Here is a 26,724-nt window from a genome sequence, read left to right as displayed (position 1 = left end):
GAGGTCAGTTGCCGGGCAGGCAAGACACTGCCCGGACGTCCGGGCCGATCCGCCGCGAGGTCACCGCCGATCCCAGGAGCAAGTTCTGGAAGAAGGCGCAGGATCGTATCGCCAAGGGCGATGCCGAGATCGCGAGGCTCAGGGCCGGCATGAAGCACCCGGCGAAGGGCGATGCCGTGAAGGCCCTCAACAAGGCCACGGCCGAGGGCACGATCGCATGGCGGCTGATCGTGTTCAAGGCCGTCCGACCACCGCGGCTTCCCCCGCGGCACCGCCACCGTGTCCGGGGCCGTCACTGCGAGGCCGAGCCTACTCCGCGTCGTCCTCGTGCTCCGCGACCGCTCGTTGGGCGACGACCGACGGGGCGACGGCCGCGCCCGCGCCGAAGGCGGCACCGTCGGCCTCCGCGGCCCGTTCTGATTCCTGGCCCGGGTCGGTCACGGTGACTCCGGCTCCGTTGTCCTTGCCCGTCTCACGGACACCGGACAGGTTCTCCTTGACGTGTCCCAGCTCGTGGCCGATGACGTCCTTGCGGCCGGCCGCCCGCGGGCCGAGGAAGACATGGTTGCCGACCGTCATGGCCTGTGCGCCCAGTGCCACGGTCGCGCGCTGGGCGATCGGGTTGTCGTGGACGCGGGTGGGGGACAGGTCGACCTGGTAGAACGACTCCGCCTCGGAGCGTATGGACCTCTCGAGCGGGCTGCTCGGCGTGGCCATCGCCTCCTTCAGGAGCTGGGCCTGGCCCTCCGGGCTGCCGTCGTCGATCCCGTCGTGCCCGCAGCCGGCGCCGTGCTGGTGCCGGTCCTGGTTGACGAGGCGCTGGACCGCGTTGTTCCCGACGGAACGCTGGAGCGCCATGACGGTCGCGGGGGTCATCGGACCACCGCGCACTCCGATGGGCGCGTCCACGGTCCGACGCGGAGCCTGACCACCCCGTGCGGCCTTCCGCTCGGTGGCTTCCTCGTGTGCGCGCACCATGGCTCCCTTCGACACCGGACGTGTGGCCACCAGCCCTACCGGAACGCGCCCGTTCCCGACAGGTCCGCGGGGGCAACGCCGGGGGCAGCGCCCGGCGTTGCCCCCCGGTGCCGGCGGAGGGCGCTCAGACCGAGGCGAGCTGTTTGGCTATCGCCTCTTCCCACTCCGTCTGCTGCTCGGGGTCGTTGAGCGAATCCTCCCAGGCCTTGTTCGACTGCTTGTGGTCGTCCGGGCCGCACTTGAGGGCCTTGAGGAACTCGCGCATGTACTCCCGGACGTCGTTGGGGACGTGCTTGCCCGCGGGGACGGCCGGCCCGGCCGCGAGCGCGTATATCTCCTGCGCTCTGAGCTGCCGCTTTCCCTGCTTGATGGAGTGCGTCACCGTGAGCGCCTCCTTCCACGCGGCGCGCTTGCTGCCGCCCTTTCCGTCCTTGGACATCGTGGGCGCCTCGGGCTTCTCGGTTCCTTCCTGAGCCGGGGTGGTACGGGCGTACTTGTCCGGCTGCCGTACCGAGGTGTAGCGCTTGCCGGCCTTCTTGGCGCCCTTCTTCACGGCATATCCGCCCAGGGCGGCTGCCGTCAGACCGCCCGCGACAGCGGGGCCGACCGGGCCGGAGACCGCCCCTGCAGCAGCCGCGATCGCCACGGCGCCGGCTGCGATACGCGCGCCGTTGCCCCCCAGGTTGGCGGCACGGTGCGCAAGTTTCCTCTTCTTCTTGTCCACCGCGTAGTCCCGCAGGCTGGCCATGTGCCCCAGCAGCTGGCTCCTGAGGCTGTCGATACGGACCCGCTCGTCTTCGATGGCCTGCAGGTGGCCCTCCGCTTCCGGGCCGGCCTGCGAGGCCGCCAGCCCGGCCGTTTTCTGGGCCAGTTCGGCGGTGGCCTTCCCCAAATCGCCCAGTACGCCCTGGAGATCGTCGACACGCTGTGCGGCCACGCCCTGGAAGTGCTTCTTCAGCGCCTCGCGCCTGGCACGGGTGTCCTTGATGACCTTGGCGTCACGGGCTGCGATCACTGAGGAGAACGCGATGGTGAGGGCGCCGCCGGCGTCCCCGAGCGCAGCCACCGGCCCCGTGTTCTTGACCGCCGTCAGACTGTTGCCGGCGATTTTCACGCCATCGTTGACGCTCATGAGGGCGTTCGTCAGGAGGCCGAGGGGCTTGCCTCTCCAGTTCTTCCTGTGCGCGTGGGAGGCCGGACCCGATTCACCACGCTTACCGGCCGAGTCCTTGAGCGCCACCACGTCGTTCACGGTCCCGGCCACGTCGCTGATCGTGTTGATCGGGTTCTCGACGTGCTGTTGAATCACGGCGCCATCCATCCTCCCGGTGTCCCCGGTCCTGGACGCGTCCGCCCTGAGCGCTCCCCCGACCGGCGCACTGCCGCGGAGTATCGCCGTGTCGGCGGGATCGATCCACGGCTTGACCTGGGCAGCGGCCTTCTTGGTCGCGTGTCCGACGGCCTTGGCCGCGCGCTGGGGAACCTCGCGCAGGGCCCCGCCCGCCTCGTCCGCCCTCTCGGCGTCGGCCGGCCCCGACTCGTCCGTCTGCTTCCCGGCCTCCGCCGCCTTCTTCCTCGCGGCCTCCGCCGCCTCGCCGGCCGCCTTCTTGGCCGTCTTCCTCGCGGTCAGGGCTGTCGTCGCCTCGGTCTCGGCCGTCCCCTGCTCCAACTGCGTCTGTGCCGCGGCCGCCGCGTGCCGCTGTGCGACGGCCGCGATGTCCGCCTGCTGCTGCTCCCTGACGCGGGCTGAATCCGCCGCCTCCCGCTTCTGTCTCGCGGTCTCCGCGAAACCGGCCGCCTGGTCCCGGGCGGTGTCGGCCTGCTGCTGTGCCGCCGCCGCGGCCTTCCCGTGCTCTGCCGCCTCGTTCCTGGCTCTGGTGTGCTCCTTCGCCGCGGTCTCGGCCTCCTTGCCCCACACCGCCGCCCGCTCCCTGGCCGCCGCCGCCTGCTCCCGCGCCGTTTCCCGGGTCGCGGCCCACTCCTGCTGCTCTTTCTCGGCCCTCGTCCGTTCCGTGTCGGCGCCATCGGCCTCCCCCGCCCACCGATGTGCCTCCAGCCCGGCCTCCTTCAGCGCGTCGGCCACTTCGTCGGCCCACTTCTCCACGCTCTTCGCGACCTTGTCGTCGGCCTCCGCCTCTGCCTGGGCCTTGGCCGCCTTCTGCAGCGCCTCGTCCTCGGCCACCGCCTTCCTCTGCGCCGCGGCCTCGGCGGCCTTCCGCTTCTCCTCCGCCTCCTCCGCCTGCTTCTTGAGCGCGGCCACCCTGGCCTCGGCGGCCTTCTGCTTCTCCCTGGCCTCGGCGGCCTGCTTCGTGAACGCGGCCACCCTGGCCTCGGCGGCGGCCCGCTCTTCCTCCGCCTTCTTCGCCTTCTGCGTGAACTTCCGCTCCTCGGCAAGGGCCGCGTCCACCGCCTTGCGCCTTTGCCCCTCGACTGCCTTGTGCCTCTCTGCCCGGCCCTCGGCCGCCTGCTGCTCGGCCGCCGCCGTACCGGCCGTCTCTCTCAAGCCCCGCTCCTTCTCGAGCAGGCCCGTCCGGCTGATCTCCGCTTCCCCGGCCTCCCTCGTGAGCCGCTCCGCCTCACCCCGGGCCGCCGCCGCCTTCTTGCGCGCCTCGACCGCTTCCCCGGACGACTGCCACACGTCGGCCGCGGCGGCGGCCCGCGCCAGTGACGCGTCTGCGACGTTCTTCTTCTGTGTCTCCACCTCGTCCACGGCGACCTGCTGCTCGGTCGTCGCGTCCTCTCCCTGACGCGTCTCGCCGCCCGGCCGCTCGGGTTCCGTCACCGGCGTGATCCCGAGGTCGTCCGCCGGCGTCGAGGTCGTCCGCTCCTGCCCTGCGGCCTTGGGGAGCTGTGCCGTGCCGGTCGCGCGCTGGATCGCCGTACCGGCCCCGCTTCGGATCGCCGAGGCGACGGCCCGGTTTCCCGCCGCGGCCTGCAGGGAGGCCAGCGGCACTGGCCGACGTACCCGCGGGTGGGGTGAGGCCGCAGCGGCTCCGGGCGGACGGTGTCTCTGCGTTTCGTGCAAGCGGTCCGACACGGACACCCCTTCCTGACGCCAGGTCACCGTTCCTGCCCCCGCTCCCGCAAGGCCGCGCTCCCGGCGCGACGGGACGGCACGTTCCCCCGACCGGGCGTGATCGCAAGATGACATCCTGGCGAACTGACACCCAATAGGTGATGTTGAAGCAGAAACGCCGGGCAACCGCCAGGGGTCCACCGGGGGAAACGAAGCGAAACGCGGGGGGACTGCCCCAACGGGCACGACCGGGGGCAATGACCATGCCCCCACACCGGCACCGAAGGACGTTTCGGCGGAGGCAACGCGCGCGCGAGGCTGAGAGGCGTCCTGTCTCGTACCCCGAGGAGAGCAGAGCATGCCGTCCTACCTGTCGCCCGGCGTCTACGTCGAGGAGGTGGCCAGCGGCTCGCGCCCGATCGAGGGGGTGGGCACCTCGGTGGCGGCCTTCGTCGGGCTCGCGCCGACCGGCCCGCTGAACGAGCCCACGCTGGTCACCAACTGGTCCCAGTACGTCGCGGCGTTCGGTGACTTCACCGACGGGTACTACCTCGCGCACTCCGTCTACGGGTTCTTCAACAACGGCGGCAGCGCCGCGTACGTCGTCCGCGTCGGCGGCAGCGCCGAGGAGACCGCCGTCACCGGCGCGGGCCCGGCGTCCGCCCCGGCCGCGGTGACGGGCGCCGCCGCCCCGGCCGCGCTGCCCGCCGCCGAGCCGAAGCAGCTCGGCACGTTCGCCGTGACGGCCACCGCCCCCGGACAGCACGGCCCGCTGTCCGTCGAGGTCGCCGACCCCGAGGGCGAGGGCGCCGCCGAGCGCTTCAAGCTGATCGTCAAGGACGGCGACAAGCCGGTCGAGACCTTCGACGTGAGCGCCAAGAAGGGCACCCGCTCCTACGTCGTCACGCAGGTCAAGGAGCGTTCCCGGTTCATCACCGTGACGGAGGCCGCGCCGTCCGCGCAGCTCGCCCGCCCGGAGAACCAGACCCTGGCGCTGCCCGCGCCGCCCGCCGCCCCGGTGGAGAAGGCCGCCCCGGCCGCGCAGAGCGAGGTCGCGCACCCCGGCCCGGCCCAGTACCTCGGCGACTCCGCGGACCGCACCGGCTTCGGCGGTCTGGAGGCCGTCGACGAGATCTCCATGGTCGCCGTGCCCGACCTGATGGCCGCCTACCAGCGCGGCGCGATCGACCTGGAGGCCGTCAAGGCCGTCCAGCTCGGTCTCATCGCCCACTGCGAGCTGATGGGCGACCGCGTCGCGATCATCGACCCGCCGCCCGGCCTGAACGCCCGTCAGATCCGCGTCTGGCGCCAGGAGACGGCCGGCTACGACTCCAAGTACGCGGCCCTGTACTACCCCTGGATCAAGTCCTTCGACCCGGCGTCCGGCCAGTCCCGACTGGTTCCGCCGAGCGGCCACGTCGCCGGCATCTGGGCCCGCAACGACGCCGAGCGCGGCGTGCACAAGGCCCCCGCCAACGAGGTCGTCCGCGGCGCCGTCGACCTCGAACTGCAGATCACCCGCGGCGAGCAGGACCTGCTCAACCCGATCGGCGTCAACTGCATCCGCGCCTTCCCCGGCCGCGGCGTCCGCGTCTGGGGTGCCCGCACCCTCTCCTCCGACCCGGCGTGGCGCTACCTGAACGTCCGCCGGTACTTCAACTACCTGGAGGAGTCGATCCTGATCGGCACCCAGTGGGTGGTGTTCGAGCCGAACGACCACAACCTCTGGGCCCGCATCCGCCGCAACATCTCCGCGTTCCTGGTCAACGAGTGGCGCAGCGGCGCCCTGTTCGGCCAGAGCCCGGCGGAGGCCTACTACGTCAAGTGCGACGAGGAGACCAACCCGCCGGAGTCGGTCGACCTCGGCCGGGTCGTCTGCGAGATCGGCATCGCGCCGGTCAAGCCCGCCGAGTTCGTGGTCTTCCGGCTGGCCCAGTTCTCCAGCGGCAGCGGGGAGCTGGAGGAGTAGGCCCTGCCCTGCCCTCCCCGCCTCTCCGCCCCGCCCCCCTCCCCTCTCTCCTCCGGACCCTTAGAAGGACAGCGCACACATGGCTCTCATGCAGGGTGACTCCCTCACCGGGAACAATTTCGGGCTCCAGATCGACGGGGTGATGGTCGAGTACCTCGCCGAGGTCAACGGCCTCACCATCGAACAGGACGTCATCAGGCACGTACAGAACAACAGCGCGACCGGCAAGCTCGAGACCGCCGTGATGCCCGGCAACAAGAAGGACGGTCAGTGCACCGTCGTGCGGGGCATGACCCAGTCCGCGTCGTTCACCCAGTGGATCAACGACTCCATCAACGGCCGGATGGCCTCGGCGCGCAAGAACGCCTCCATCATCCTGATGGACGCCGAGGACACCCCGGTCAAGCGCTACAACATGCGCAACGCCTGGTGCAGCAAGATCGACGCGAGCTCGCTGAAGGCGGGCGACACCTCCGCGCTGACCGAGACGGTCACCATCGTGTTCGAAGAAATGGAAGTCGAGTAATGAGGCGCGCGGCCGGCCGGGCGCCCACCGCGGCGCCCCAGGCCCCCCAGACTGCGGCGGCGGGAGCGGATCTCCCCCGTTCGGCTCCCGCCGCCGCGCCGACGGAGGCGCCGGCCGACCCGGAGCCGCGCCGGCAACTGCGCACCGAGTTCCCCTTCGAGCTGCCGCGCGGGTACGTCGACGATTCGGGCACGGTGCACCGGGACGGCGTGATGCGCCTGTCGACGGCACGGGACGAACTGATCCCGCTGCGCGACGTGCGGGTGCAGGAGAACCCGGCGTACCTGTCGGTGGTGCTGCTCGGCCGGGTCATCACCCGGCTGGGCACGCTGTCGTCGGTGCACGACGGGATCGTGGAGAACATGTTCGCCTCCGACCTGGCGTTCCTCCAGGACTTCTACCGCCAGATCAACGCGGAGGGCCACACCCGCGCGGCCGTCGAGTGCCCGCACTGCTCGGAGCCCTTCGAGGTCGAACTCGGCGGGAGCCGCCTGGGGGAATCGTGACGTACGCGACCGACCGGCTGCACGAGGAGATCGCGTACGTCGCCTACCACTTCCACTGGAGCCTGGAGGCGATCCTGGACCTGGAGCACCAGGACCGCCGCCGGTACACGGACCAGATCGCGTCCCTCGTGACGCGTGGCATGGCGGAGGGCTGATCAGTGGGATTCCTGGACCGGCTGCGGGGCCGTCGGGACGGCATCGCCGGGGACGGCACGACGTCCCCGGCCGAGGCCGTGCCGGGCCCGGACATGGGCTCCGACACGGGCGGAAGTACGTCGCGTACGACCGGCCCGGCGCCCGTGGCCGCCGCCTGGACGGGCCTGCCGCCGATCCAGCGGGCGACGGGTCCGGCCCGCACGGGGGTCGCGGACGCCGGGTTCGGTGGCCGTCTGCCGACGTGGCAGAACCCGTCGTTCACGCAGGCGCCGTCCCCCGCCGTACTGAACCCGGCGACGGGCGACAGCCTGCTGTCCGGCGCCTTCGACGCGCCGGCCCACCCGGAACGGACCACGCCGCTGTCGTCCCCGCCGGGCGCGCAGCCGGTCCAGCGGATGCCGGTCGCGCCCCTGCGGGCGCTACCGGCGGACCCCTCGACGCCGGCCGTTCCCACGGAGGCCGCGCCGGGAGCACGGAACGGTGCCTCCACGGCGTCCGGAGCGCGCGCGGGTTCGTCCTCCACGCCGCGGACGCGGGGCGGCTCCTCCGCCACGCCGACGACCACGCCCTCGGCCACGCCCGTCCAGCGGTCGCGTTCCGCCGGGCCGGGGTCGTCCGCCGCGCCCGTGAACACCCCCGTCCAGCCGGCCCGCGGCGTACGGGTCACCCCGGTGCCGCCGCCCGCCGCACCCCACCCCCGCCAGGCCCTGACCAAAGCACCGTCCGGTGCGCCGGCCGTGCAGCGCCGGGCCCTGCCCGCGACCCGCCGGACCACCGACTCCCTCCCGACGCCTTCCGGTACGGCACCCTCGTCGGCGGACGGCGACCGGGGGGACCCCGGCTCGGCCTCCGCCGGGGACGCCTCCCCGTCCCACCGGACCGACAGCACCACGGCGACCGCGCCCCCGGCACCCGACGCCGCGGTGCGGCGGGCCGTACGCCCGACCGGCGCGGCGAGCACTCCTCCCGCCGGCCCTCCCGTGCAGCGAGCGGTGTCCCGCCGCGACGCCACCCCGGCTCCGGACACCGGGGCCCGGCGCACCGCCCGCACCACCTCCACCACTCCCACGGCTTCCGGCGGCGCAACGGCATCCGGCACGCCGGGCAGCGGCACCGCGTCGTCCGGCGCCCCGGTCCAGCGGGCCGCCGCACAGCCCGGCGCCCCCGGCACGGCACCGGTACGCGACAGCGGTACGGCACCCGGCACGCCGGTACAGCGCGCCGCGCGCCCGGCCGGCGCCAGCGCGGCGCCCGCACCGGGCAGCGGCAGCACGTCCGGCACGCCCGCACAACGCGCCGCGGCACCGTCCGCCCCGGCCCCCGGCCCGGAGACCTCCCCGGCCCCTGGCCCGCAGGCCGCCCCCGCCGGGGACCGCCGGACCACCTCGCCGGACGCCGTGTCGGCCGCTCCCCCCGTGCAGCGAGCCGTGGCCAAGCCCGGCCCGGACCCCGCGCCCCGCACCTCCCGGCCCGGCGGCCGGACAACACCCGCGGCCGGCGCCGACACGACACCCGGTACGCCGGTGCGGCGAGCCGCCGTACGGCCGTCCGGCCCCGCGACGGACGAACCCCCGGTGCAGCGGGCGGCCTCACGGCCCACGCACGCCTCCGCCGGCCCCGGCACCACCCCGACCGCACCCACCGCCGCGCAGGCCGGCCCCACCGCGACCGACGGCGCCACGACAGACCACCCGGTACAGCGAGCGACACCGCGCCCCACCGCGCCCGCGCCCGCGCCCGCCAAAACCGGCCCCACCACCGACCGCCCAGTACAACGAGCGACGCCCCGCCCCGCCACGCCCGCCTCCGGCACCGGCACCCCGCCCACCGGCCGCGCGGCGGCAACGCCGCCGTCGTCGTCGCCGTCGTCGTCGCCGTCGTCGTCGCCAGACACCGCACCGGCCGGACCCCCGGTCCAGCGGGCCGTGTCCCCGCACGACCATCGCCCCACCAGCCGACCGGCGTCCGCGCCCGCCGGCAGGACGTCGGCCGACGCCCCGGTCCAGCGAGCGGTCCCCCGGGCGGACGGCCCGGCCGACGCCCCCGAGCCGCGCGACGCCACCCCCCGCACCGGTACGGCACCGGGCAGCACCCCGCCCCCGCCGGTCCAGCGAGCCGTCGCCCGGACCACCCCGGCAGCGAGCATCGACGGCGGCGAGGCGACGCCCTCCCCCTCTCGTCCGGCCGGTATTGGCGGCGCCACGGCGGCCCAGGCGTCCCCGACCCCTGCCCCGGCCACGAACCAGCCCCCGGCGGTGACCGCCCGTTCCGTCACCCCGGCCGGTGCGCAGCCCCCCGTCCAGCGGCTTCGCGCGCAGGCACCTCAGCCCGCGCAGCCCTCGCAGACCCCCGCGGCCCGCCGTGCCCACCCCACGCCTGCCCAGGCGCCGGGCCCCGGCACACCGCAGTCGTCCCCGGTCCAGCGCGCGACGGCCCGTCCGGCCGGCACGCCGAGCACTCCTCCCGCCGGCCCGGCACCCGCGCCGCACCGCGACGCCCCCGTCGTCCCCGGGGCACCCGCGGTCCAGCGTGCGTCCCAAGGACCCTCGGAACCGTCCGGGCCGCCGCCGGGACCGGCCGGTCCGTCCTCCGCCGCGGCCCCCGCCGCATCCGCGGCCGGTCATGCCGCCGGGACGACGGCGGTCCCCCCGGTCCAGCGAGGCCGGGAGCCGGGCGGGCCGGGACCGACGGCACCCGTCCAGCGCCGGACCGCGTCCCCCACCCCCGCCCAGCCGGTGCAGCGCAGCGCCACGGCGCCACGTCCGGGCCTCGGCGCGCCCACGTCGTCCAAGCCGGCCGACGCCGTACGCCCGACCCCGGTGACCCCCAGCACCCCGCAGGCACCCCTGCCCTCCACCCCGGCACCGTCAGCGCGGCCCCCGCGCCGCTCGCCCCTCGGTGCCCCCCTCACCGCGGCCCCGGCCGACACCGCGTCACTCGCCCCCCACCCTCCGGCCGCGGCCCCCGACATCCCCGGCACCCCGGCCCGTACGCCCTCCCCGGTCCAGCGCGCCACCGCCCCGGCCGCCGCCCCCGCGACGCCACCCGCGTCACTCACGCCACCCTCCTTCGCCGCGCCCACTCCCCTGCCGGCACCGCCCCGGCCGGCCGCCCCCGCGCCCGCCGTCGCACCGATCCTCGCGGCGCCCCTCGGCCCGACGCCGACGGCGCCCCTGCCCACCTCCGGCGGCGGCCTCACCCCCTTCGCCGTGCAGCGCACCCCCGGCGGCGCCCCCGCGTCCCCCGCCGCCGTGCAGCGCACGGCCGCCGCCCGCCCCAGGCCCGCCAAGGCCGTGCCCCTGCGCCGGCCCGCGTCCCCGGGCGCCACCGCCGCCGGAAGCCCGCTACCGGTGGCCACCCTCACGCCGCCCCCGCCGACGCAGCCCGGCCCGCTCCCCCCCGTCCACACCCCGACGGCGCCGGCGGGGTCAGCCGCGGACACCACCTCCGCGGCCCCGGTCCAGCGCGTGTTCGGCCGTACCACCGGCGCCCTGGCCGCCGCGGCGGCGTCCACCGTGGCCTCGACCCTCAGCCGCCTGCGGCCCCACTCGGCCGAGCACACCCCGGCCGAACCGCCGCCCCCGTACAGCCCGCCCCCGCCCGGCAGCCCGCCCCCGTACCCGGGCGGCTCCGCCACACCACCCCCGGCACAGGACGACCGGCCGCCCGCCTACACGGCGGTCCCGGCCGGCGGGTTCGACCCGCGTGAACTGACCGACTTCCAGCTCGACGAGCTGGTGCACCGGATCATCGGCCGCGTCACCCGCCTCGTCCGCACCGAACTGCGCATGGACCGCGAACGGATCGGCAGACTCCGCGACCCCCGCGCCTGACCGGCCACCCGCGTGCCCCACCGCTCACCCGACAGAAAGGTCACCCCCCGATGCGCCGCCAGGACCCGGGCTCCACCATCTGGTTCCGCCTCGCCATCGACGGCGAGAGCCTCGGCTACTTCAACGGGTGCGAGGGCCTGTCGACCCAGGTCGAGATCGAGCAGCGCCAGGAGGGCGGCAACAACGGGTTCGTCTGGCAACTGCCCACCAGGGTCACCTTCTCCAACATCCGGCTCACCCGCCCCCTCACCCCGGACACGGCGAAGGTCGCCAAGTGGGTCTCCTCCGTCCAGACCGGGATCAAGCGGCCCACGGCACAGATCGCGGCGCTGCGCGCGGACGGGTCACTGGTCGCCCGCTGGGGACTGATCGACGTACTGCCCGTCAGCTGGCAGGGCCCCAGTTTCGACCCCAACAGCCCGGCCGTGGCGAACGAGGTCCTGGAGATCGCCCACCACGGATTCACGGACTGACGGCGCCGGAGAGCAGAGAGGAAGACCCATGGCCACCAGCAGCAAGGGCGCCGGCAAGAGCCTCGTCCGCGCCAACCTCGCCATCCACCAGCCGCCCACCGGCACGACCACCACGCCCGGCGCGCTGATGCGGAGGTTCGACTTCGAGTTCAACCCGGCGCAGCTCACCCTCACCCAGCGCGCCGAGTGGAAGGCGACGCCGACCATGACCGTGCGGGACGGCTCGAAGCCGGAATTCATGGGCGCCGACCCGCGGGAGATGACCCTGGAGATCTTCCTGGACTCCTCGATGAAGCCCAACGGCAACACCGTGATGAAGAAGGTCGAGTCCCTGCTGCTCTGCTGCGAGGTGACCTCCGAGAGCATCGCCGCCAAACAGCCGTCGCCGCCCTGGGTGGTCTTCGAATGGGGCTCGTTCTCCACGGCGCGGTTCACCGCGTACGTCTCGTCCATCGAGGCGCAGTACACCCTGTTCGGCACCAGCGGCGTCCCCATCCGCGCCACCTGCCAGGTGTCGCTCGTGGAGATCCCCGGGCCGACCCTGGGCCAGAACCCGACCTCCGGCGCCCTCACCGCCCAGCGCGTGCACCGGGTCGTCGCGGGGGACTCGCTCCAGTCACTGGCCTGGAACGAGTACGGCAGCGCGAACGCCTGGCGGGCCATCGCCGAGGCCAACGGCATCGACGACCCCTCCCGCCTGCCGACCGGCACCGAACTCATGCTGCCCGCCACCGAGGAGGTGCCTCACTGATGGTGCGGCACGCTTTTTCCAGCATCGTCGAGGTCAAGATCGGCGGCGCCAAACTCCCCGCCGACATCGCCCCGATGCTCGTGGAGGGCTGGGTCGACCAGGGCGTCGGCGTACCCGCCGCGTTCCGCCTCACCTTCCGCGACCCCTACCGTCTGGTCCTCGGCAAACTGAACGTCCAGTTCGGCACCAAAATCGTCATCACGCCGATCGCCGACGGCCAGGGCATCGGCAACCCCCTGCTGACCGGCGAGGTCACCGCCCTGGAAGCCGACTACGACGGCACCGGCAGCTTCACCGTCATCCGCGGCTACGACTACGGCCACCGCATGATGCGCCAGCGCCGCGTCGCCGCGTACCGGAACCAGAAGGCCTCCGACATCGCCCGCAAACTCGCCGCCATGGACGGCGTGCCCATCGGCCGCGTCCAGCCGACCAAGGGCACCTACACCTTCATCAGCCAGTCCAACGTCACCGACTGGGACTTCCTCTCCCGGCTCGCCGACGAGAACAACATGGTCATGTCCCTCGACGCCAAGGGAAAATTCCGGTTCGTCACCCCGAAACCGTCGGCCGGCGCACCCTCCCCGAAGACGGACGGCGACAAGAGCACCTTCGTCCTCCAGGCCGGCCACGACATCCTCCGGCTGCGGGCCGCCGTCACCGCCGCCGACCAGGTCGGCAAGGTCGAGTCCCGCGGCTGGAACGTCACCACCAAGAAGAAGATCACCGAGATCGCGCCCGCCACCACCGACCCGGGCATCAGCATCGGCTCGACCCCCGGAGAGGCCGCCGGCAAGTTCAAGGCCGCCAAACTCGTCGAGACCGCCAACCCCTACGACAGGCAGGACGAGGTCCAGCACGCCGCCAAGGCCCTCGCCGCCGACATCACCTCCTCCTTCGCGGAACTCGAGGTCGCCGTCTACGGCCACCCCGACCTGCGGCCCGGTGTCCCCGTGGCCCTCTCCGACGTCGGCAAACCCTTCGAGGGCAAGTACACCGTCACCTCGGTACGCCACGTCTTCGGCGACGGCAAGCACTACGAGTCCTGGATCACCGTCAGCGGACGCCAGTGGCGCTCCCTGTACGGCCTGGCCTCCGGCGGCAGCGGCGGCGTCGACCCGGCCAGCGCCGCCCGGCTCCCCAGCGTCGCCAACGCCATCGTCACCGACGTACAGGACCCCCTCAAGCAGGGCAGGGTCAAACTCCAGTTCCCCTGGCTGGACGACGCCTACGTCAGCGACTGGGCCCGCAGCGTACAGATGGGCGGCAAGGACGGCGGCGGAGTCTTCCCCATGGACGTCGGCGACGAGGTGCTCGTCGCCTTCGACCGGGGCGCACTGGACCACCCGTTCGTCATCGGCGGGCTCTACAACGGCCGGGACCTGCCCACCAAGGTCTCCGACGTCCCCCTGCACGACGGCCTGAAGAAGAAGGCCGTACGGCACACCCTGTCCGACCGCCAGGGCAACCGCGTCGACCTGCTCAGCCAGCAGACCGGCGGACGCAAGCAGGGCGTCCGGATCGCCAGCGGGAACAACAAACTGATCATCAACCTCGACCGCACCAAGACCGAGATCACCGTCGACAGCAAGGGCAGCGTCAGCATCACCGGCAGCCGCTCGGTGTCGGTGGAGGCGGGCACCAGCCTCCGGCTGCACGGCCGCCAGTCCGTCATGATCGACAGCGGCGGCCCCCTCACCCTGAAGGGCAAGGCCCTGGTCAGCCTCACCTCACTGGGCGGCGCGGTCAACGTCAACGCGATGGGCGGCGCCATGAACCTGTCGTCGAGCGGCATGACCTCGATCAACGCCACCGGCATGGTGTCGGTCAACGCCGTGGCCAACGTCAACATCAAGGGCATCAAGGTGGACCTCTTCGGCGCCGTGTTCGTCAACACCGTGAAGTACCCCCTCCCGGCATGACCGCACGTCCCCACCGGCACACCGGGAACGCAGGAAGAAGAAGGCAGGTGGCCCCCTGATGGCCGAACAGTTCGTCGGCTCCGGCTGGGCATTCCCCATGCGCATCGGCCCCACCGGCGGGATCGCACTCGTCAGCGGCGAGCAGGAGGTGGAGGAAGCCATCCGGCTCGTCCTCGCCACCGCACCCGGCGAACGGCCGATGCGCCCCGAGTTCGGCTGCGCCATCCACGACCTCGTCTTCGCCCCGGTCAACGAACAGACCGCCGGCCGCATCCAGCACGAGGTGAACGTCAGCCTCGACCGCTGGGAACCCCGCATCGAGGTCCACGACGTCGAAGTCTCCACCGGCGGCGACCAGAGCGTCCTCTACATCGACGTCCGCTACTCGATCCGCGGCACCAACAACCCCCGCAGCCTCGTCTTCCCGTTCTACGTCATCCCCTCCCACGACGAGCCGGACCTCCCCGACGGTCCCGCCGGCCACCCGGGCTCTTTCGAAAGCGACCGCTGATGTCCCTGCCCTCCCCCAACCTCGACGACCGCCGCTTCCAGCAGTTCGTCGACGACGCCAAGCGCTACATCCAGCAACGCGCCCCGGAGTGGACCGACCACAACGTCTCCGACCCCGGCATCACCCTCGTCGAGACGCTCGCCCACATGGCCGACCAGATCGTCTACCGCCTCAACCGCGTCCCCGCGAAGAACCACCTCGCCTTCCTCGACCTCGTCGGCATCACCCTCTTCCCCCCGTCCGCCGCCCGCACGGACGTCACCTTCTGGCTGAGCGCCCCCCAGGAGGAGCCGATCCTCGTCCCCCTGGGCACCGAAGTCGCCACCCTGCGCACCGAACGCGACGAGGCCGTCGTGTTCGCCACCGAACGCGACCTGACCGTCATACCGTCCGCACTCAGCCACCTCGTGGTCCAGCACCGCGGCGAACCCGTCACCGACCGCACCACGGACCTCGCCGAGGGCAAGGACCTGATGTGCTTCGCCGAGGCACCCAACCCCGGCGACTGCATGCTCATCGGCCTCACCGCCGCCACCCCGCACTGCGCGCTCGCCCTCGAACTCGACAGCCGCGTCGACGGCGTCGGCGTCGACCCCCGCCAGCCACCCCTCGTCTGGGAAGCCTGGACCGAGGACGGCTGGCAGACCTGCGAAGTCGACCGCGACGGCACCGGCGGCCTCAACCGCCCCGGCGACATCGTCCTCCACATACCCGGCGGCCACATCCTGTCCCGCAACGGCGGCCACGAAGCCGGCTGGATCCGCTGCCGCGTCACCGACCCCCTGCCCGGCCAGCCCTTCTACACCACCTCACCGACCATCCGCTCCGCCGAGGCCTACACCATCGGCGGCACCACCGGCACCATCCACGCCGAGACCGTCTACGACGAACCCCTCGGCGAATCCACCGGCCTGCCCGGACAACGCCTCCGGCTCGAACACGCCCCCGTCGTCGCCGACGACCCGCCCCTCCTCCTCCAGACCACCGACGACGACGGCTGGCAGGACTGGCAGGTCGTCCCCCACTTCGCGGCCTCCCACCCCGACGACCACCACATCACCCTCGACGCCGCCACCGGCGAGATCGCCTTCGGCCCCGCCGTCCGCGAACCCGACGGCACCCTGCGCCAGTACGGCGCCGTCCCCCCCAAGGGCGCCATCATCCGCGCCCGCCGCTACCGCACCGGCGGCGGCCGGGCCGGCAACGTCGCCCGCGGCGCCGTACAAGTCCTGCGCACCTCCATCCCGTACGTCTCCGAAGTCGTCAACCGGGAAGCCGCCCGCGGCGGAGTCGACGGCGAAACCGTCGAAGAGGCCAAGCTCCGGGCCCCCATCACCCTCCGCGCCCAGGAACGCGCCGTCACCCTGCGCGACTACGAGGAACTCGCCCGCCGCGCCGCCCCCGAGACCGCCCGCATCACCTGCCTCGAAGGCAAGGAGAACGAGTACGGCGCCCACGCCGTCCGCGTCCTCGTCGTCCCCCAGGCCGTCCCCGACCCCGGCGGACGCCTCCGCTTCGAACAACTCGTCCCCGGCGACGCCCTCCTCGAGCGCATCACCCGCCACCTCGACGAACGCCGCCTCATCGGCACCCGCCTCGCCGTCGGCCCCCCCTACTACCAGGGCGTCACCGTCGTCGCCACCATCCACGCCTTCCGCGGCGTCGACGCCGACCGCGTACGCCGCCAGGCCCACGACGCCCTCTACCGCCACCTCGACCCCCTCACCGGCGGCGCGGACGGCAGGGGCTGGCCCTTCGGACGCCCCGTGCAGACCGGCGAGCTCTTCGCCGTGCTGCAACGCGTCCCCGGCGTCGAACTCGTCGACGAGGTCGTCCTGCACCCCGCCGACCCCCTCACCGGCAAACGCGGCGACCCCACCGACCGCATCGACCTCGAACCGCCCGCGCTGGTCTTCTCCTTCGACCACCGCGTCCGCGTGATCGGAGACGGCACGTGACCACCACGACCCACCGGGGTTCCATCGACGGACTCGGCTCCTCCCTGCCCATCGGCACGCTGCTCCCGGCCGTCTTCGCCGACGACGACCTCGCCCAGCGCTTCGTCGGCGGCCTCGACGACGTCATCGCGCCGATCCTGAACGTCCTCGACTGCCTGGACGCCTACTTCGACCCCGCCCTCGCCCCCGCCGACTTCACCCGGTGGCTCGGCACCTGGGTCGGCGCCGAGACCGACGGCACCGAACCCGAGGACCGGCTGCGCGCCGCCGTCGCCGCCGCCGCCCGCCTGCACCGCGTACGCGGCACCCGGCGCGGACTGTCCGAAGCGGTACGGCTCGCGTTCGGCACCGAGCCCGAGATCACCGAGAGCGGCGGCGCCACCTGGGACGCCCGTCCCCTCGGCCCGTTCCCCGGCACCCCGCGCCCCCGGCTCCACGTCACCCTGCGGCTGCCCGACCCGACCCCGGCCGACACCCACCGCCTGGACGCCCTCGTCTCCGCCGCCCGCCCCGCCCACATGCCCTACACCGTCGAAGTGACCGCCGAAAGGACCCCGGAGAGATGACCACGCAGAACTGCGCCGAGTGCGGAACCGGCGCGGAACCGGGCCAGTCCTTCTGCGACGCGTGCGGCGCCGTACTCCGCTGGAACCAGACCGGCGCCCGCACCCCGCACCCCGCTCCCTCCCCGACCGGTCAGGACGGCGGTTGGGACGCCTTCTCCCGCCCCGGCCCGGGCGGCACGGGCGTGCCTCCGGCCCGGCGCGACCGCACCGCCCCGGCGTCCGCCGCGGACGCCGCCGGCGAACGGGGCGGCACCACCGAGGAGACCCCGCACCTGCCCCGCCCACGCCGCCCGGCGGACGAACAGCCGGTGGACCCGGACGAGCGCGACACCGACGAGCTGCCCCGGATCACCGCAACACCCGCCCCCTCCGCCCCGGCGGAACCGGCGGAACCGGCGGAACCGGGGGAACCGGCGGAACCGGCCGGCTCCCCCGCCGCTCCGGCGTACACCGCCGCCCCGGCCACCCCGGCGCACCGCCCCGGCCCCCCGTCCGACGACGCCCCGTCCGACGACGCCCTGTCCGACCGCGCCCGCTCCCTCCTCGTCCCCGTCGCCGACCCCGAGGCCGCGCGCCCCGCCCCGCCCCCCGCGGTCGCCCCCGTCCTGCCCGGCCGCCCCGACGCCGACCGCCCCCAGGTACGCGCCCCCGCCCACCACCCGGGCATCGCCGACGGCCCGCCCTGCCCGTGGTGCTCCACTCCCAACCGCCCCGACCGCCACTACTGCGCGCGCTGCGCGATGCCGCTGGCCCAGACCCACGACCGCACCGGCGACCGCCCCGCCCCCTGGTGGCGCCGTCTCTTCGGCGGCCGGCGCCGCGAGACCCCCTGGGCCGGCGACCGCCCCCGCCTGCGCCGCGTCTTCGACCGCATCGGCACCTGGGTCACCGTCGTCGTCACCGCCACCCTGGCCGTCCTCGGCTTCCTCTACATCCCCGACGGCGTCCAGGCCGCCCGCGACCACTTCGCCAAGCGCGCCCCGGTCTCTCCGGACGCGATCACGGCGTCCCGCTCCTACCCCGGTCACAAGCCGGAGCTCCTCATCGACAAGCGCAGCAACACCTGGTGGGGGCCGGGCGTCGCAGAGTCCGGCCAGGGCCAGTGGATCGAGGTCAGCTTCACCGAGCCGACCCGCCTGCTGGACCTGATCATCACGCCGGGCGTCTCCACCAAGTCCGACAAGCTCAGCGAGTCGGCGCTGCCGCACCGCGTGAAGGCGACGATCACCCTGAAGGACGGCAGCACCACGACCCGCGCCCTCACCCTGGACCAGGGCGCCGGCGGCCAGCGCCGCCCCTTCCGCGTCGGCGAGGTCACCAAGGTCCGCTTCACCATCGAGTCCGCCCACGCGGCCTCGGCGGGCAAGCAGGTGGCGATCGCGGAGATCGAGTTCTTCGGCCCCTCCAGCGCCAACCAGACCTGATCCGCACCCCGGCACACACGACGGTCCCCGCCTGCACAGGCGGGGACCGTCGGCCTTCCCGGAGCCCCCTGTCGGATTCGAACCGACGACCTTCGCTTTACAAGTGGGATCGAATCCTTGCCGGGGGGTGCTCGACGCTGCCGCAGAGTGCTGTTATGCCTGATCAGCGCCCTGCGGCGGCATGCCCCATCCCGCTCGTGACGCCCCATGCCGACCCGTCCGCTCACGCATCGCGCACGCACGGAGCACGTGTCCTGGGAGGCAAAGATGCAGTTGGCGGCCGGGTCGACCCGCGCGGGAGCGATCAGGAGCCTCCTGACTGAGGCAGAGCGGGCGCTGGTACCCCTGTCTCTGCTGTCTATCGGCATCCCTACAGCGCCGCGTAGACCACGATGCCTATTTCCCGGGCGCTTCTGCGATCTTCTGTGCTTGGCGGACGACGCTCGGCGCGCTCTTCTCCGTCTTCGGCTCGAAGCTGGGAAGATCACGGAACTGGTCGCTGATCAGGCGCCCGAGAACCGCCTCTTCAGAGCTTTGGGTGTGCCGAGCGACCTCTTGGCACAGTTGTTCGGCCATGAGGGACAGGACGACCACGGCATCGCGGCGGTCCTCAAGCGAGTGCCAGAGGCACTCCCACTCGTCTCCGTACGAGGCCATCAACTTGGCGGCTCCGTAGATGGAGACTGCGCGGCTCATCTCGTGTTCCAGGACGGGTGCGCAAGTCGTGCACGGCATTCCGCCGTGGTCTCGACGCTCGTCTTTTGCTCCCCCTTGGGGGCCCTCCGACATCGGCGCCTCCTCTGCGGGTGCTTGTACGGTCTCCGGCGCCTCAGCGGTGCTATCGGTCATATCGTGACGGTAGGGAACCATTCCCGTTCGTTTGGCGTTGCGCACGCGGCAAGTGGCCATGTCCACTCGAAGTGCTGACCGGCAATACCGTTGTTGCCAAGCTGGTCCTACTCCCGCCCGCGGCACGTCTCCACTGGACAGGTGACCGACGATGGCGAGGACACCGATTCGCTACCAAGGCGACTCGGCGCCCTTGCAGAGACGCAATCGCGACTCACCTGTGCTGAGTCAGCATCGCCATTTCGAGCTACCGGGGCCTCCCCCTGAGTGGTGGACACGCTGATACTGGATCTGCTTGATCCGGAGGAAGCGAGAAGACCGCCGATGGCGATGAAGGACTACTCGGACGAGTTCAAGGCCGATGCCGTGGCCCTGTACGAGTCCACCCCCGGGGCGACGTACAAGAGCATCGCCGCCGACCTGGGCATCAACCGGGCCACCCTGCGCGAGTGGGTGCTGCGGGACCGGGAACGCCGGGGTGCCGGCCCGGCCGCCGCCCGGGCCGGGCAGACAGCCGCCCGAGCCACGCAGGCGGCGCCGTCCGCGGACCCGGACGAGCGGATCCGGCAGCTCGAGGCGAGGGTGGCCGAGCTCGAGGCGAATGAGCGCAAGCTCGCGACCGAGCGGGACATACTCCGCAAGGCGGCCAAGTATTTCGCCGGGGAGACGAACTGGTGAGGAGCCGCTTCCAGTTCGTCGGACCACCGGGACGCCTTCGAGGTGAAGCGGCTCTGCGAGGTCCTGGACCTCAACCGGTCCAGCTACTACAAGTGGCTCTCCGGCCGGGAGGCCAGGCAGGTCCGGCAGCGGGCCGACGAGCGCCTGGCCGCGAGGATTCGTGAGGTCCACGTGCATTCCGGCGGCGCCTACGGCTCTCCGCGGGTGACCGCCGAGCTCCGCGACCAGGGCCTGCACGTCAACGAGAAACGCATCGCCCGCGTCATGCGGACCTTTGCCATCACCGGCGTCCGCCTGCGCAGACGCGTCCGCACCACCGTCCCGGATCCGGCGGCCTCCCAGGTCCCGGACCTCTTCCAGCGGGACTTCACCGCCGCCGAGCCGGGCCGCAAATACATGGGCGACATCACCTGTCTGCCTCTCGCGGATGGCGGGTTCCTCTACCTCGCCACAGTCCTGGACTGCTTCAGCCGCAAGGTCGTCGGCTGGTCCATCGCCGACCACATGCGCACCGACCTGGTCGCTGACGCGCTGCTGATGGCCGCCCGCACCCGCGGCGGCCTGGAAGGCTCCACCTTCCACTCCGACCACGGAGCCCAATACGGCTCCAGAGCCTTCGCCCGCCTCTGCGACCAGCTGCGGGTCACCCGCTCCATGGGCGCGGTCGGCTCCAGCGCGGACAACGCCGCCTGCGAGAGCTTCCACGCGTCACTCAAACGCGAGACCCTCCAGGGAGCCCACGACTACGGCGACGCCGCCACCTGCAGAAGGACGGTCTTCGCCTGGCTGACCCGCTACAACACCCGCCGCCGGCACTCCGCCTGCGGCCACCTCAGCCCCAACGAATACGAACGACGACACCACACCGCTAAGCTCACGCTCGCCGCGTGATCAACGAAGCGTGTCCACCATCACGGGGGAAGGCCCACCGACCGGTTGACGGTGCCGAATTCCTGCCGCCGAGCAGGTATGTCGCGATCAGTTTGGCTGTGAGATCACCTTCCGACATGCCCTCGTGGAAGGCCGCTTTCGAGAAGGCCGTGTACTGGTCATCTGTAAGGATCACCCCATCCAAGCTCTTCGCCTGGGGGTGCCAGTGACCGCAGCACATGCGCCTTGTGCACACGGCGCCTGATGACGCGTAGACGTTGGGCGTCGTCCACGGAAGATGGGGGTAGCTGGACAACTCTTCTCTGCAGGTCATCAGATGGCTCAGCATCTCCGCCTTGTTCTTGTGACGAGTTGCACCATAGTGGTGGCGGAACCAGTCCCTACGGCTCGCCTCGCGAATCTCACGCCGGATGCGACTGAGGCGCTCCTCGAAACCGTGGAACATCCTGAGAGGCATACGACGGGTGTCGAAGCCCACCGTCGGTTGCTCACGATGGAGCTTTTGGTCAATCAGCCACTCCAGCGCCGTGCGCTTGCCCTTCCAGTCATTGCAGGGCTTACACGCAGGCAGAAGGTTCCACCAACTGTCCGCGCCATTGTCTGCGATGGGTTCCTCGTGGTCGAGCGTTGTCGACGGGTTGACGGCGCAGTAGGCACAAGAACCTTGGTTCGCCGTCAGTGTCATCAGCCACACCCACGTCGGCTGCTTCGCCCGCTTGCCTCGCTGGACGCTTTCGGCAACCACAGTCATGAGATCTCCAACCACCGGTGCTTGAGGTGACGGGAGGCTATCCCTAGCCACTGACAACGAGCGTTCGCGTGGCTACGCAGCGCGATACATCGTGCTGCGGACGCTGCCCGGCTCGCCTGTCTGAGCCGGTCGGCCGCCAGTCCGGTGTCGCTCCCGCACGGCCGTCGAGCTCCGCCAAGATCCCGACGGCCGTGCGTCCGTATCGACCGGTAGCCGCCGGACGGTCTCCTCGATCTCCGGAAAGGGCCGCGCCGACCGCGGTGATAGTCGCAGGCGGGCGTCGGTGCGGCCCTGTACGGTCGCGACCATGAAGAAGTGGGTGGTCCCTGAGAACTCGAACAAGCGCGTCCAACGTGCGAGCCGGACGATCGGTAAGGGGACGGGCACGCCCGAGGAGATCCGGGAGGCGCGGGCCGTCCTGAGCAACTACCGTCTCGCCCACGCATTTCCTCTGAACGCGGTGACCGTGACCGTGCGGCAGCGAGCGCTCGACGTGAACCCGAACGCCGTCGTGGCCGAGCGCCGGAAGCGCCTGCCCACGATCCTGGACAAGCTGAAGCGCCACCCCACGATGAGCGTGACCACCATGCAGGACTTGGGGGGCTGCCGGGTGGTCTTCGACACCGTCGCCGAGGTGGACGAGTTGGTCAGCATCCTGGTGGACTTGCCACGGAGCAAGAACCGCGTCAAGAAGGTCTACGACTACCTACGAGATGACCCGGGGCCACGCCACTCTGGCTACCGGGGTGTTCACCTGGTGTACGAGTACGGAGCCTCGAAAAAGGAATACCACGGCCTGCGGATCGAGCTGCAGGTGCGCACGCGGCTCCAGCACGCCTGGGCGACCGCCGTCGAGACCATGGATTTGTTCTCGGGCAGCGAGCTGAAGTACGGGAAGGGCGACGCGGACGTGCTCAGGTTCTTCGTCCTGGTCGGCTCGCTCATGGCGTACGAGGAAGGCACCACCCCGGTACCCGGCGCCGAAGGGACGCGGGAGGAGTTGGCGGCCGAGTTGGCGCGCCTGGAGGCGAACGTCGGCGTTCTGGAGCGGCTACGGGGCTACGCGGCGATCGTGGGCGAGCACGCCAAGACGGACCGCCGGAACACCCTGACCCTCGAACTCTGGCGGACCGAGGGACAGCTCACGGTGACGGTACACGAGACGCTGGCCGCCGCGGAGGCCCGGATCACCGAGTTGGAGGCATTGGACGACGAGGACCTGGACGCGGTGCTCATCAACATCGCCCGGATCAGCCAGCTGCGCGACGCGTACCCGAACTACTTCGCAGACACCGGCCGTTTCACCGAGTTCGTCGTGGCGTGCCTCTAGACGGCGTCGGAAAGATGCGCAGCCGGGCGCGCGTGCCGCTGTAGCTGGCGGAGACTCCTCAGGTCCGTGTTAGAAGATCGGCGGTCGCCCGGCGCGGGTGAGCCGGGTCACCGTGCGCCAGCTCATGGGTGACCGTTCGCCGTGGCCGCCACGCAGCCCCTCTCGGAATCCGTCGATGGATGCCTTGAGTGCGGGGCGATCCCGAAAGCGCCACAGGGTCAGGATCACGAACGTGGTGAGGTTCAGCAGCTCCAGGGCGTGAGGCAGGTTCCGGCGGGCCAGCCAGACTCGGTTGCGGGCGTTGAGCCGGTAGAACCTGGTGTGCCGGGCCGGGTCAGTCGCGGGGTGGTGTACGACGATGTCAGGGAGGTACCGGCCGGTGCCTCCTAGGTTCCACAGCCGCCAGGCCAGGTCGATGCCCTCGTGGAAGAGGAAGAAGTGGCCGGGCCAGCCGCCGGCGGCGTCGAAGGCGGTGCGGCGGATCATGACGACGCCTTCGGCCATGACGGTGACGGTGCCGGGCCGGCAGGGGTCGGCGGCCCGCAATCGGGGCACCCAGCGGCGCAGGGTGACGCCGGTGTCAGGGTCGCTGATGCGGGGCTGAACGTAGGCCAGGCCCGCATCCTGCTGGAGTTCGGCAGCCAGCCGGGCAAGCACGTAGGGGTCAGGGATGTGGGCGTCATTGTCGAAGAAGAACAGGTAGTCGCCCTTGACGTTCTGGGCGCCGATATTGCGGCCCTCCGGGATACCTACGTTCTCGGCCAGCTCGACCGTGCGCACACCGGCCGGGACCTGCTCAGGGGTGCAGCCGTTGCCGACCACGACGACGTCCAGCTCGATGCCCTGCTGGGCGAAGAGGGAGGCCATGGCCCGAGGGAACTCCTCGGGCCGGTCGTTCATGGTCAGGACCACGGCTCCGACGGCCGGCCGGGATGCGCCAGTGCTCACGGGGGTTGGAGTCCTTTACTGCCCGACGCGGGCGTCCCTGCCCGTCGCCTTCTCGTCACCTTGCGGACGCCTCACCTTAGCCGGGAAGCGGGGGGCCGGGCGGCGGCGCTGAGGGTGCTCAGGGCCGCTTGAAGGGCGGTGTGCAGGGCCGCGCGGGTATGGGGCGATCCTTGCCGTGGCTTGCGATCCACGAGGGAGTCGGCGACCGCGAAGACGGCCGCCGCGTCGACGCCGCGGTGCTGGGCAACCGCGAAGACGGCTGCGGCCTCCATGTCGGCGGTCAGAACGCCGAGCCTGCCAAAGCGTCCGACTTCGGCGCCGGTCTCCCGGTAGGGGGCATCCGTGGTCCAGCTCGGGCCTCGCCGCGCGACCACACCCCGATTGCGCAGGTGCTCGGCGAGGCGTTCCGTGAGCTGCTTGGACGGCTTGATGTGTGATCCCGGCGGGAGGTAGTGGTGGGACACTCCCTCGTCGCGCAGTGCGTTGTCGCACACGACGAGCTGCCCCGGCGGCAGGTCGGGATGGAGCGTGGCGGCCGTGCCGACGGTGATGACGCGGCGGACGCCCAAGGCGATGAGCTGTTCGAGGACCAGGGCCGCTGCTGGAGCGCCGAGGCCGAAGCCGCCGCAGACGGCGACCTGGCGGCCCTGGCGGCCCTGGCGTTCCAGCATGAACAGCTCACCGCGGACCCAGTTCAGGCGGCGGCTGGGATAGCTGGCCTTCGCCCTCTCCAGCACGGGCCGCTGGTACAGCAGGACCGCTCCGTCGATGCCGGCGAGTGTTGCCTGCGGGTACCGGCCGCGCACGTACTCGGCGTGCTCGGCCGGGTCAGTCACCGCCGGCAGGGCGTGCTTGCCGGGGTGCAGCGGGAACTGCCTGCTCATGCTCGTGATTCCCGCTCGGCGAGCGCGGCCGCGAACTCCAGCTCGGCACCGGTGTGCACATGGTTGACGACGTGCCACGGCAGCACCGGCTCGTCCATGTGCCGAAGGTGGCGGTCGTAGTCGAGGCCGTGCTTGGCCATCGTCTGGAGGAGCTGTTCCTTGGTGAGGTGGTGCAGGTCGATGCCGGCGTCGTAGAGGTCTTCGAGCATGTGGCCGACTCGCCGGTCCCCGCGCGAGCACACGACTTCGAGGTGCATCCGGCTCGCGCCGAACTGCTCTACCCGGTAGTGCTGCTTGAACTCCTCGTCCCCGACCAGCTCCCGCAGCCGGGCGGCGACCTGGTCGCCGTACTCCTGGACGAGGTCCGGGTCCGTCATGGCGAGCCGCTGGCTGAGCGTGCCGGGCTTGGGCATGAACTGGTGGAGCTTGACGATCACGGCTCCGTCGCGGTGGCCGAGCCGGCGGCGGACATCGCGCGCGTAGTCGGCGATGGCCAGCCGGTCTTCCGGCCGTTCGCCGGGCGCTCCGATGATGAAGTACAGCATCACGGCGTTGACGTGCTCGCTCGCCCGGCACAGGTCGATGGCCTTGTTCACCCGCTCGCGCTTTTGCGTCTTGCCGTACAGGGCGACGAGATCGGGTGCGGCCCACTCGGGTGCGATGGTGATGATGCCCCGCGCTTGTGACAGGTTCAGCTCGGTGAACAGGTGACCGAAGTCGCCGAGTTCGGTGACGGCCCGCAGGTAGTCGGCGCTGATCTCGTCGGCCCGGATGGAGCCGATGATCGTGGTGACCTTCTCACCCTGGTCCTGTGTGCGGTGGGCGTAGGCGCGGATGTGCTCCAGCAGCTCGCCCCGGTGCTTGTACTGGGTGAAGGTGGGCGCACTGATGATGATCTTGCGGACCTTGTGGGCTTCGAGGCGGTCCACGTAGTCGGTGAGCATCTCGAGCGGGGCCTGCCTGAAGTCCGGCAGGCCCAGGTTGCAGAAGCCGCAGGTGTGCAGGCAGCCCAGGACCGGGTGCAGGCCGGCGGCGGTGCCGTCGGTGATCGGGTAGCAGAAGTGGGCGGGGTGCAGGCCCTTGACGGTGAGGTACTGGGCGTGGACGCCGGCGGGGACGGTGATGCGCTTGGGCCGGATGTCACGGACGCCGCCGCCGGGCAGGAAGTCGCACTCGTACAGGGAGGGCACGTACAGGCCGGGCACCCGGGCGATCTGCTCGTGCAGCGACGTGCCATCGGGGTGAGCGCGGTGGGCGTGGACGATGCGCAGGAGTTCGGGCAGGGATTGTTCGGCCTCGCCGATGGCGATCACATCGAAGTAGTCGGCCAGCGGCTCGGGGTCGGCCAAGCCGCTGTTGCCGCCCACTACGAGCGGGTGAATACCGGGAACGCGGTCGGCGCTGCGCCGGGGTACGCCGGCGAGGTCGAGGAGGCGGAAGACGCTGTGCATGTCGCCGCTGTTGATGACGGAGATGCCGAGGACGTCGGCCTGGCCGACCGGCAGCGGGGATTCGATGCTGCGGTACGGCTCGCCGCCGGGGGTGGTGAGCCGGTTGCCGTCGCGGACGAGGCAGTCGTACTGGATGGCCCGCTCGGCGACGGCCGGGACGTCGGCGCTGCGGTTGATCAGGTCGCACAGGCTCATCGGCCCGTTGCACATCAGGCTGTAGGCGTGGCCGAAGGGGATGAGGAAGACCATGCGGAGCAGCCCGTCCGGGTCCTTGGGCTGGTAGGGGTCGGCGAGGTAGATCTCGCGGCCGTGGATGTCGTCGATCTCCCGCTGGAGCTGTGACATACGGATCG

At 72.0% G+C, this 26,724-nt stretch carries 21 protein-coding genes and 1 pseudogene; 14 read left to right on the top strand and 8 right to left on the bottom strand.

Annotation, left to right across the window (positions count from 1 at the left end; all coding sequences use genetic code 11):
- Positions 1-4 precede the first annotated feature (4 nt).
- From ACIRFH_RS13910 to ACIRFH_RS13900, 3 genes are all read right to left on the bottom strand, one after another.
- The gene (locus ACIRFH_RS13910; RefSeq protein WP_403520088.1) at positions 5-238 is read right to left on the bottom strand and encodes a hypothetical protein; all 234 of its coding nucleotides are present in this window, start codon (positions 236-238) and stop codon (positions 5-7) included.
- Between the two features lie 71 nt (positions 239-309).
- Positions 310-876 (bottom strand): DUF4157 domain-containing protein, encoded by a 567-nt coding sequence (locus tag ACIRFH_RS13905; RefSeq protein ID WP_403520086.1) that lies wholly within the window; start codon positions 874-876, stop codon positions 310-312.
- 226 nt (positions 877-1,102) lie between these two features.
- Positions 1,103-3,931 carry a hypothetical protein gene (locus ACIRFH_RS13900; RefSeq protein WP_403520084.1) on the bottom strand — a complete coding sequence of 943 codons (2,829 nt, stop codon included), beginning with the start codon at positions 3,929-3,931 and terminating at the stop codon, positions 1,103-1,105.
- A 421-nt stretch (positions 3,932-4,352) separates the two neighbouring features.
- Here ACIRFH_RS13900 and ACIRFH_RS13895 point away from each other — a divergent pair, with 421 nt between their 5' ends.
- The 12 genes from ACIRFH_RS13895 to ACIRFH_RS13840 all read left to right on the top strand — a co-directional run bounded on the left by ACIRFH_RS13895 (position 4,353) and on the right by ACIRFH_RS13840 (position 18,589).
- Positions 4,353-5,963 carry a phage tail sheath subtilisin-like domain-containing protein gene (locus tag ACIRFH_RS13895; RefSeq protein WP_403520082.1) on the top strand — a complete coding sequence of 537 codons (1,611 nt, stop codon included), beginning with the start codon at positions 4,353-4,355 and terminating at the stop codon, positions 5,961-5,963.
- A 79-nt stretch (positions 5,964-6,042) separates the two neighbouring features.
- The gene (locus ACIRFH_RS13890; protein WP_403520080.1) at positions 6,043-6,489 is read left to right on the top strand and encodes a phage tail protein; all 447 of its coding nucleotides are present in this window, start codon (positions 6,043-6,045) and stop codon (positions 6,487-6,489) included.
- Positions 6,489-6,995, top strand: a complete 507-nt coding sequence (locus ACIRFH_RS13885) for a hypothetical protein (protein ID WP_403520078.1) — start codon at positions 6,489-6,491, stop codon at positions 6,993-6,995. Before ACIRFH_RS13890 ends, ACIRFH_RS13885 begins: the two co-directional genes overlap by 1 nt.
- Positions 6,992-7,150: a DUF6760 family protein gene (locus tag ACIRFH_RS13880; protein WP_217146371.1), complete on the top strand. Its 159-nt coding sequence runs from the start codon at positions 6,992-6,994 to the stop codon at positions 7,148-7,150. Before ACIRFH_RS13885 ends, ACIRFH_RS13880 begins: the two co-directional genes overlap by 4 nt.
- Before the next feature lie 3 nt (positions 7,151-7,153).
- Positions 7,154-10,984: a hypothetical protein gene (locus ACIRFH_RS13875; protein ID WP_403520075.1), complete on the top strand. Its 3,831-nt coding sequence runs from the start codon at positions 7,154-7,156 to the stop codon at positions 10,982-10,984.
- Between the two features lie 50 nt (positions 10,985-11,034).
- Positions 11,035-11,457: a phage tail protein gene (locus ACIRFH_RS13870; protein ID WP_217145622.1), complete on the top strand. Its 423-nt coding sequence runs from the start codon at positions 11,035-11,037 to the stop codon at positions 11,455-11,457.
- A 28-nt stretch (positions 11,458-11,485) separates the two neighbouring features.
- Complete coding sequence (locus tag ACIRFH_RS13865) at positions 11,486-12,208, top strand: LysM peptidoglycan-binding domain-containing protein (protein WP_403520073.1); 723 nt, start codon at positions 11,486-11,488, stop codon at positions 12,206-12,208.
- Positions 12,208-14,130: a VgrG-related protein gene (locus tag ACIRFH_RS13860; RefSeq protein ID WP_403520071.1), complete on the top strand. Its 1,923-nt coding sequence runs from the start codon at positions 12,208-12,210 to the stop codon at positions 14,128-14,130. The genes ACIRFH_RS13865 and ACIRFH_RS13860 overlap by 1 nt, the downstream gene beginning before the upstream one ends.
- Positions 14,131-14,188: 58 nt before the next feature.
- Positions 14,189-14,641, top strand: coding sequence for a GPW/gp25 family protein (locus ACIRFH_RS13855; protein WP_403520069.1), 453 nt, complete (start codon positions 14,189-14,191; stop codon positions 14,639-14,641).
- Positions 14,641-16,599 (top strand): putative baseplate assembly protein, encoded by a 1,959-nt coding sequence (locus ACIRFH_RS13850; RefSeq protein WP_403520067.1) that lies wholly within the window; start codon positions 14,641-14,643, stop codon positions 16,597-16,599. Before ACIRFH_RS13855 ends, ACIRFH_RS13850 begins: the two co-directional genes overlap by 1 nt.
- On the top strand, positions 16,596-17,165 hold the full coding sequence (locus tag ACIRFH_RS13845) for a phage tail protein (protein WP_403520065.1): 570 nt from the start codon (positions 16,596-16,598) through the stop codon (positions 17,163-17,165). The genes ACIRFH_RS13850 and ACIRFH_RS13845 overlap by 4 nt, the downstream gene beginning before the upstream one ends.
- On the top strand, positions 17,162-18,589 hold the full coding sequence (locus tag ACIRFH_RS13840; RefSeq protein WP_403520063.1) for an NADase-type glycan-binding domain-containing protein: 1,428 nt from the start codon (positions 17,162-17,164) through the stop codon (positions 18,587-18,589). The genes ACIRFH_RS13845 and ACIRFH_RS13840 overlap by 4 nt, the downstream gene beginning before the upstream one ends.
- Before the next feature lie 396 nt (positions 18,590-18,985).
- On the opposite strand, the gene ACIRFH_RS13835 is transcribed toward ACIRFH_RS13840, so the two are convergent.
- Entirely contained in the window at positions 18,986-19,285 is a 300-nt protein-coding gene (locus ACIRFH_RS13835; RefSeq protein ID WP_403520061.1) for a hypothetical protein, read from the bottom strand.
- Between the two features lie 477 nt (positions 19,286-19,762).
- Here ACIRFH_RS13835 and ACIRFH_RS13830 point away from each other — a divergent pair.
- Positions 19,763-21,007 (top strand): annotated as a pseudogene (locus ACIRFH_RS13830) (IS3 family transposase).
- Here ACIRFH_RS13830 and ACIRFH_RS13825 read toward each other — a convergent pair.
- The gene (locus ACIRFH_RS13825; RefSeq protein ID WP_403520060.1) at positions 20,991-21,758 is read right to left on the bottom strand and encodes an HNH endonuclease; all 768 of its coding nucleotides are present in this window, start codon (positions 21,756-21,758) and stop codon (positions 20,991-20,993) included. The pseudogene ACIRFH_RS13830 and the gene ACIRFH_RS13825 sit on opposite strands and share 17 nt — an antisense overlap.
- Before the next feature lie 307 nt (positions 21,759-22,065).
- On the opposite strand from ACIRFH_RS13825, the gene ACIRFH_RS13820 reads away from it, so the two are divergent.
- Complete coding sequence (locus ACIRFH_RS13820; RefSeq protein WP_403520059.1) at positions 22,066-23,088, top strand: RelA/SpoT domain-containing protein; 1,023 nt, start codon at positions 22,066-22,068, stop codon at positions 23,086-23,088.
- 69 nt (positions 23,089-23,157) lie between these two features.
- On the opposite strand, the gene ACIRFH_RS13815 is transcribed toward ACIRFH_RS13820, so the two are convergent.
- From ACIRFH_RS13815 to ACIRFH_RS13805, 3 genes are all read right to left on the bottom strand, one after another.
- Positions 23,158-24,036: a glycosyltransferase family 2 protein gene (locus tag ACIRFH_RS13815; protein ID WP_403520057.1), complete on the bottom strand. Its 879-nt coding sequence runs from the start codon at positions 24,034-24,036 to the stop codon at positions 23,158-23,160.
- Positions 24,037-24,107: 71 nt separating this feature from the next.
- Positions 24,108-24,920: a nucleoside phosphorylase gene (locus tag ACIRFH_RS13810; RefSeq protein WP_403520055.1), complete on the bottom strand. Its 813-nt coding sequence runs from the start codon at positions 24,918-24,920 to the stop codon at positions 24,108-24,110.
- On the bottom strand, positions 24,917-26,716 hold the full coding sequence (locus ACIRFH_RS13805) for a B12-binding domain-containing radical SAM protein (protein ID WP_403520053.1): 1,800 nt from the start codon (positions 26,714-26,716) through the stop codon (positions 24,917-24,919). Before ACIRFH_RS13805 ends, ACIRFH_RS13810 begins: the two co-directional genes overlap by 4 nt.
- Positions 26,717-26,724 lie beyond the last annotated feature (8 nt).

It is taken from the genome of Streptomyces sp. NPDC093586 (genome assembly GCF_044764905.1).
GTDB lineage: Bacteria > Actinomycetota > Actinomycetes > Streptomycetales > Streptomycetaceae > Streptomyces.
The sequence above is the reverse complement of the archived record's forward strand: the minus strand, read 5'-3'. Positions and strand labels throughout refer to the sequence as shown.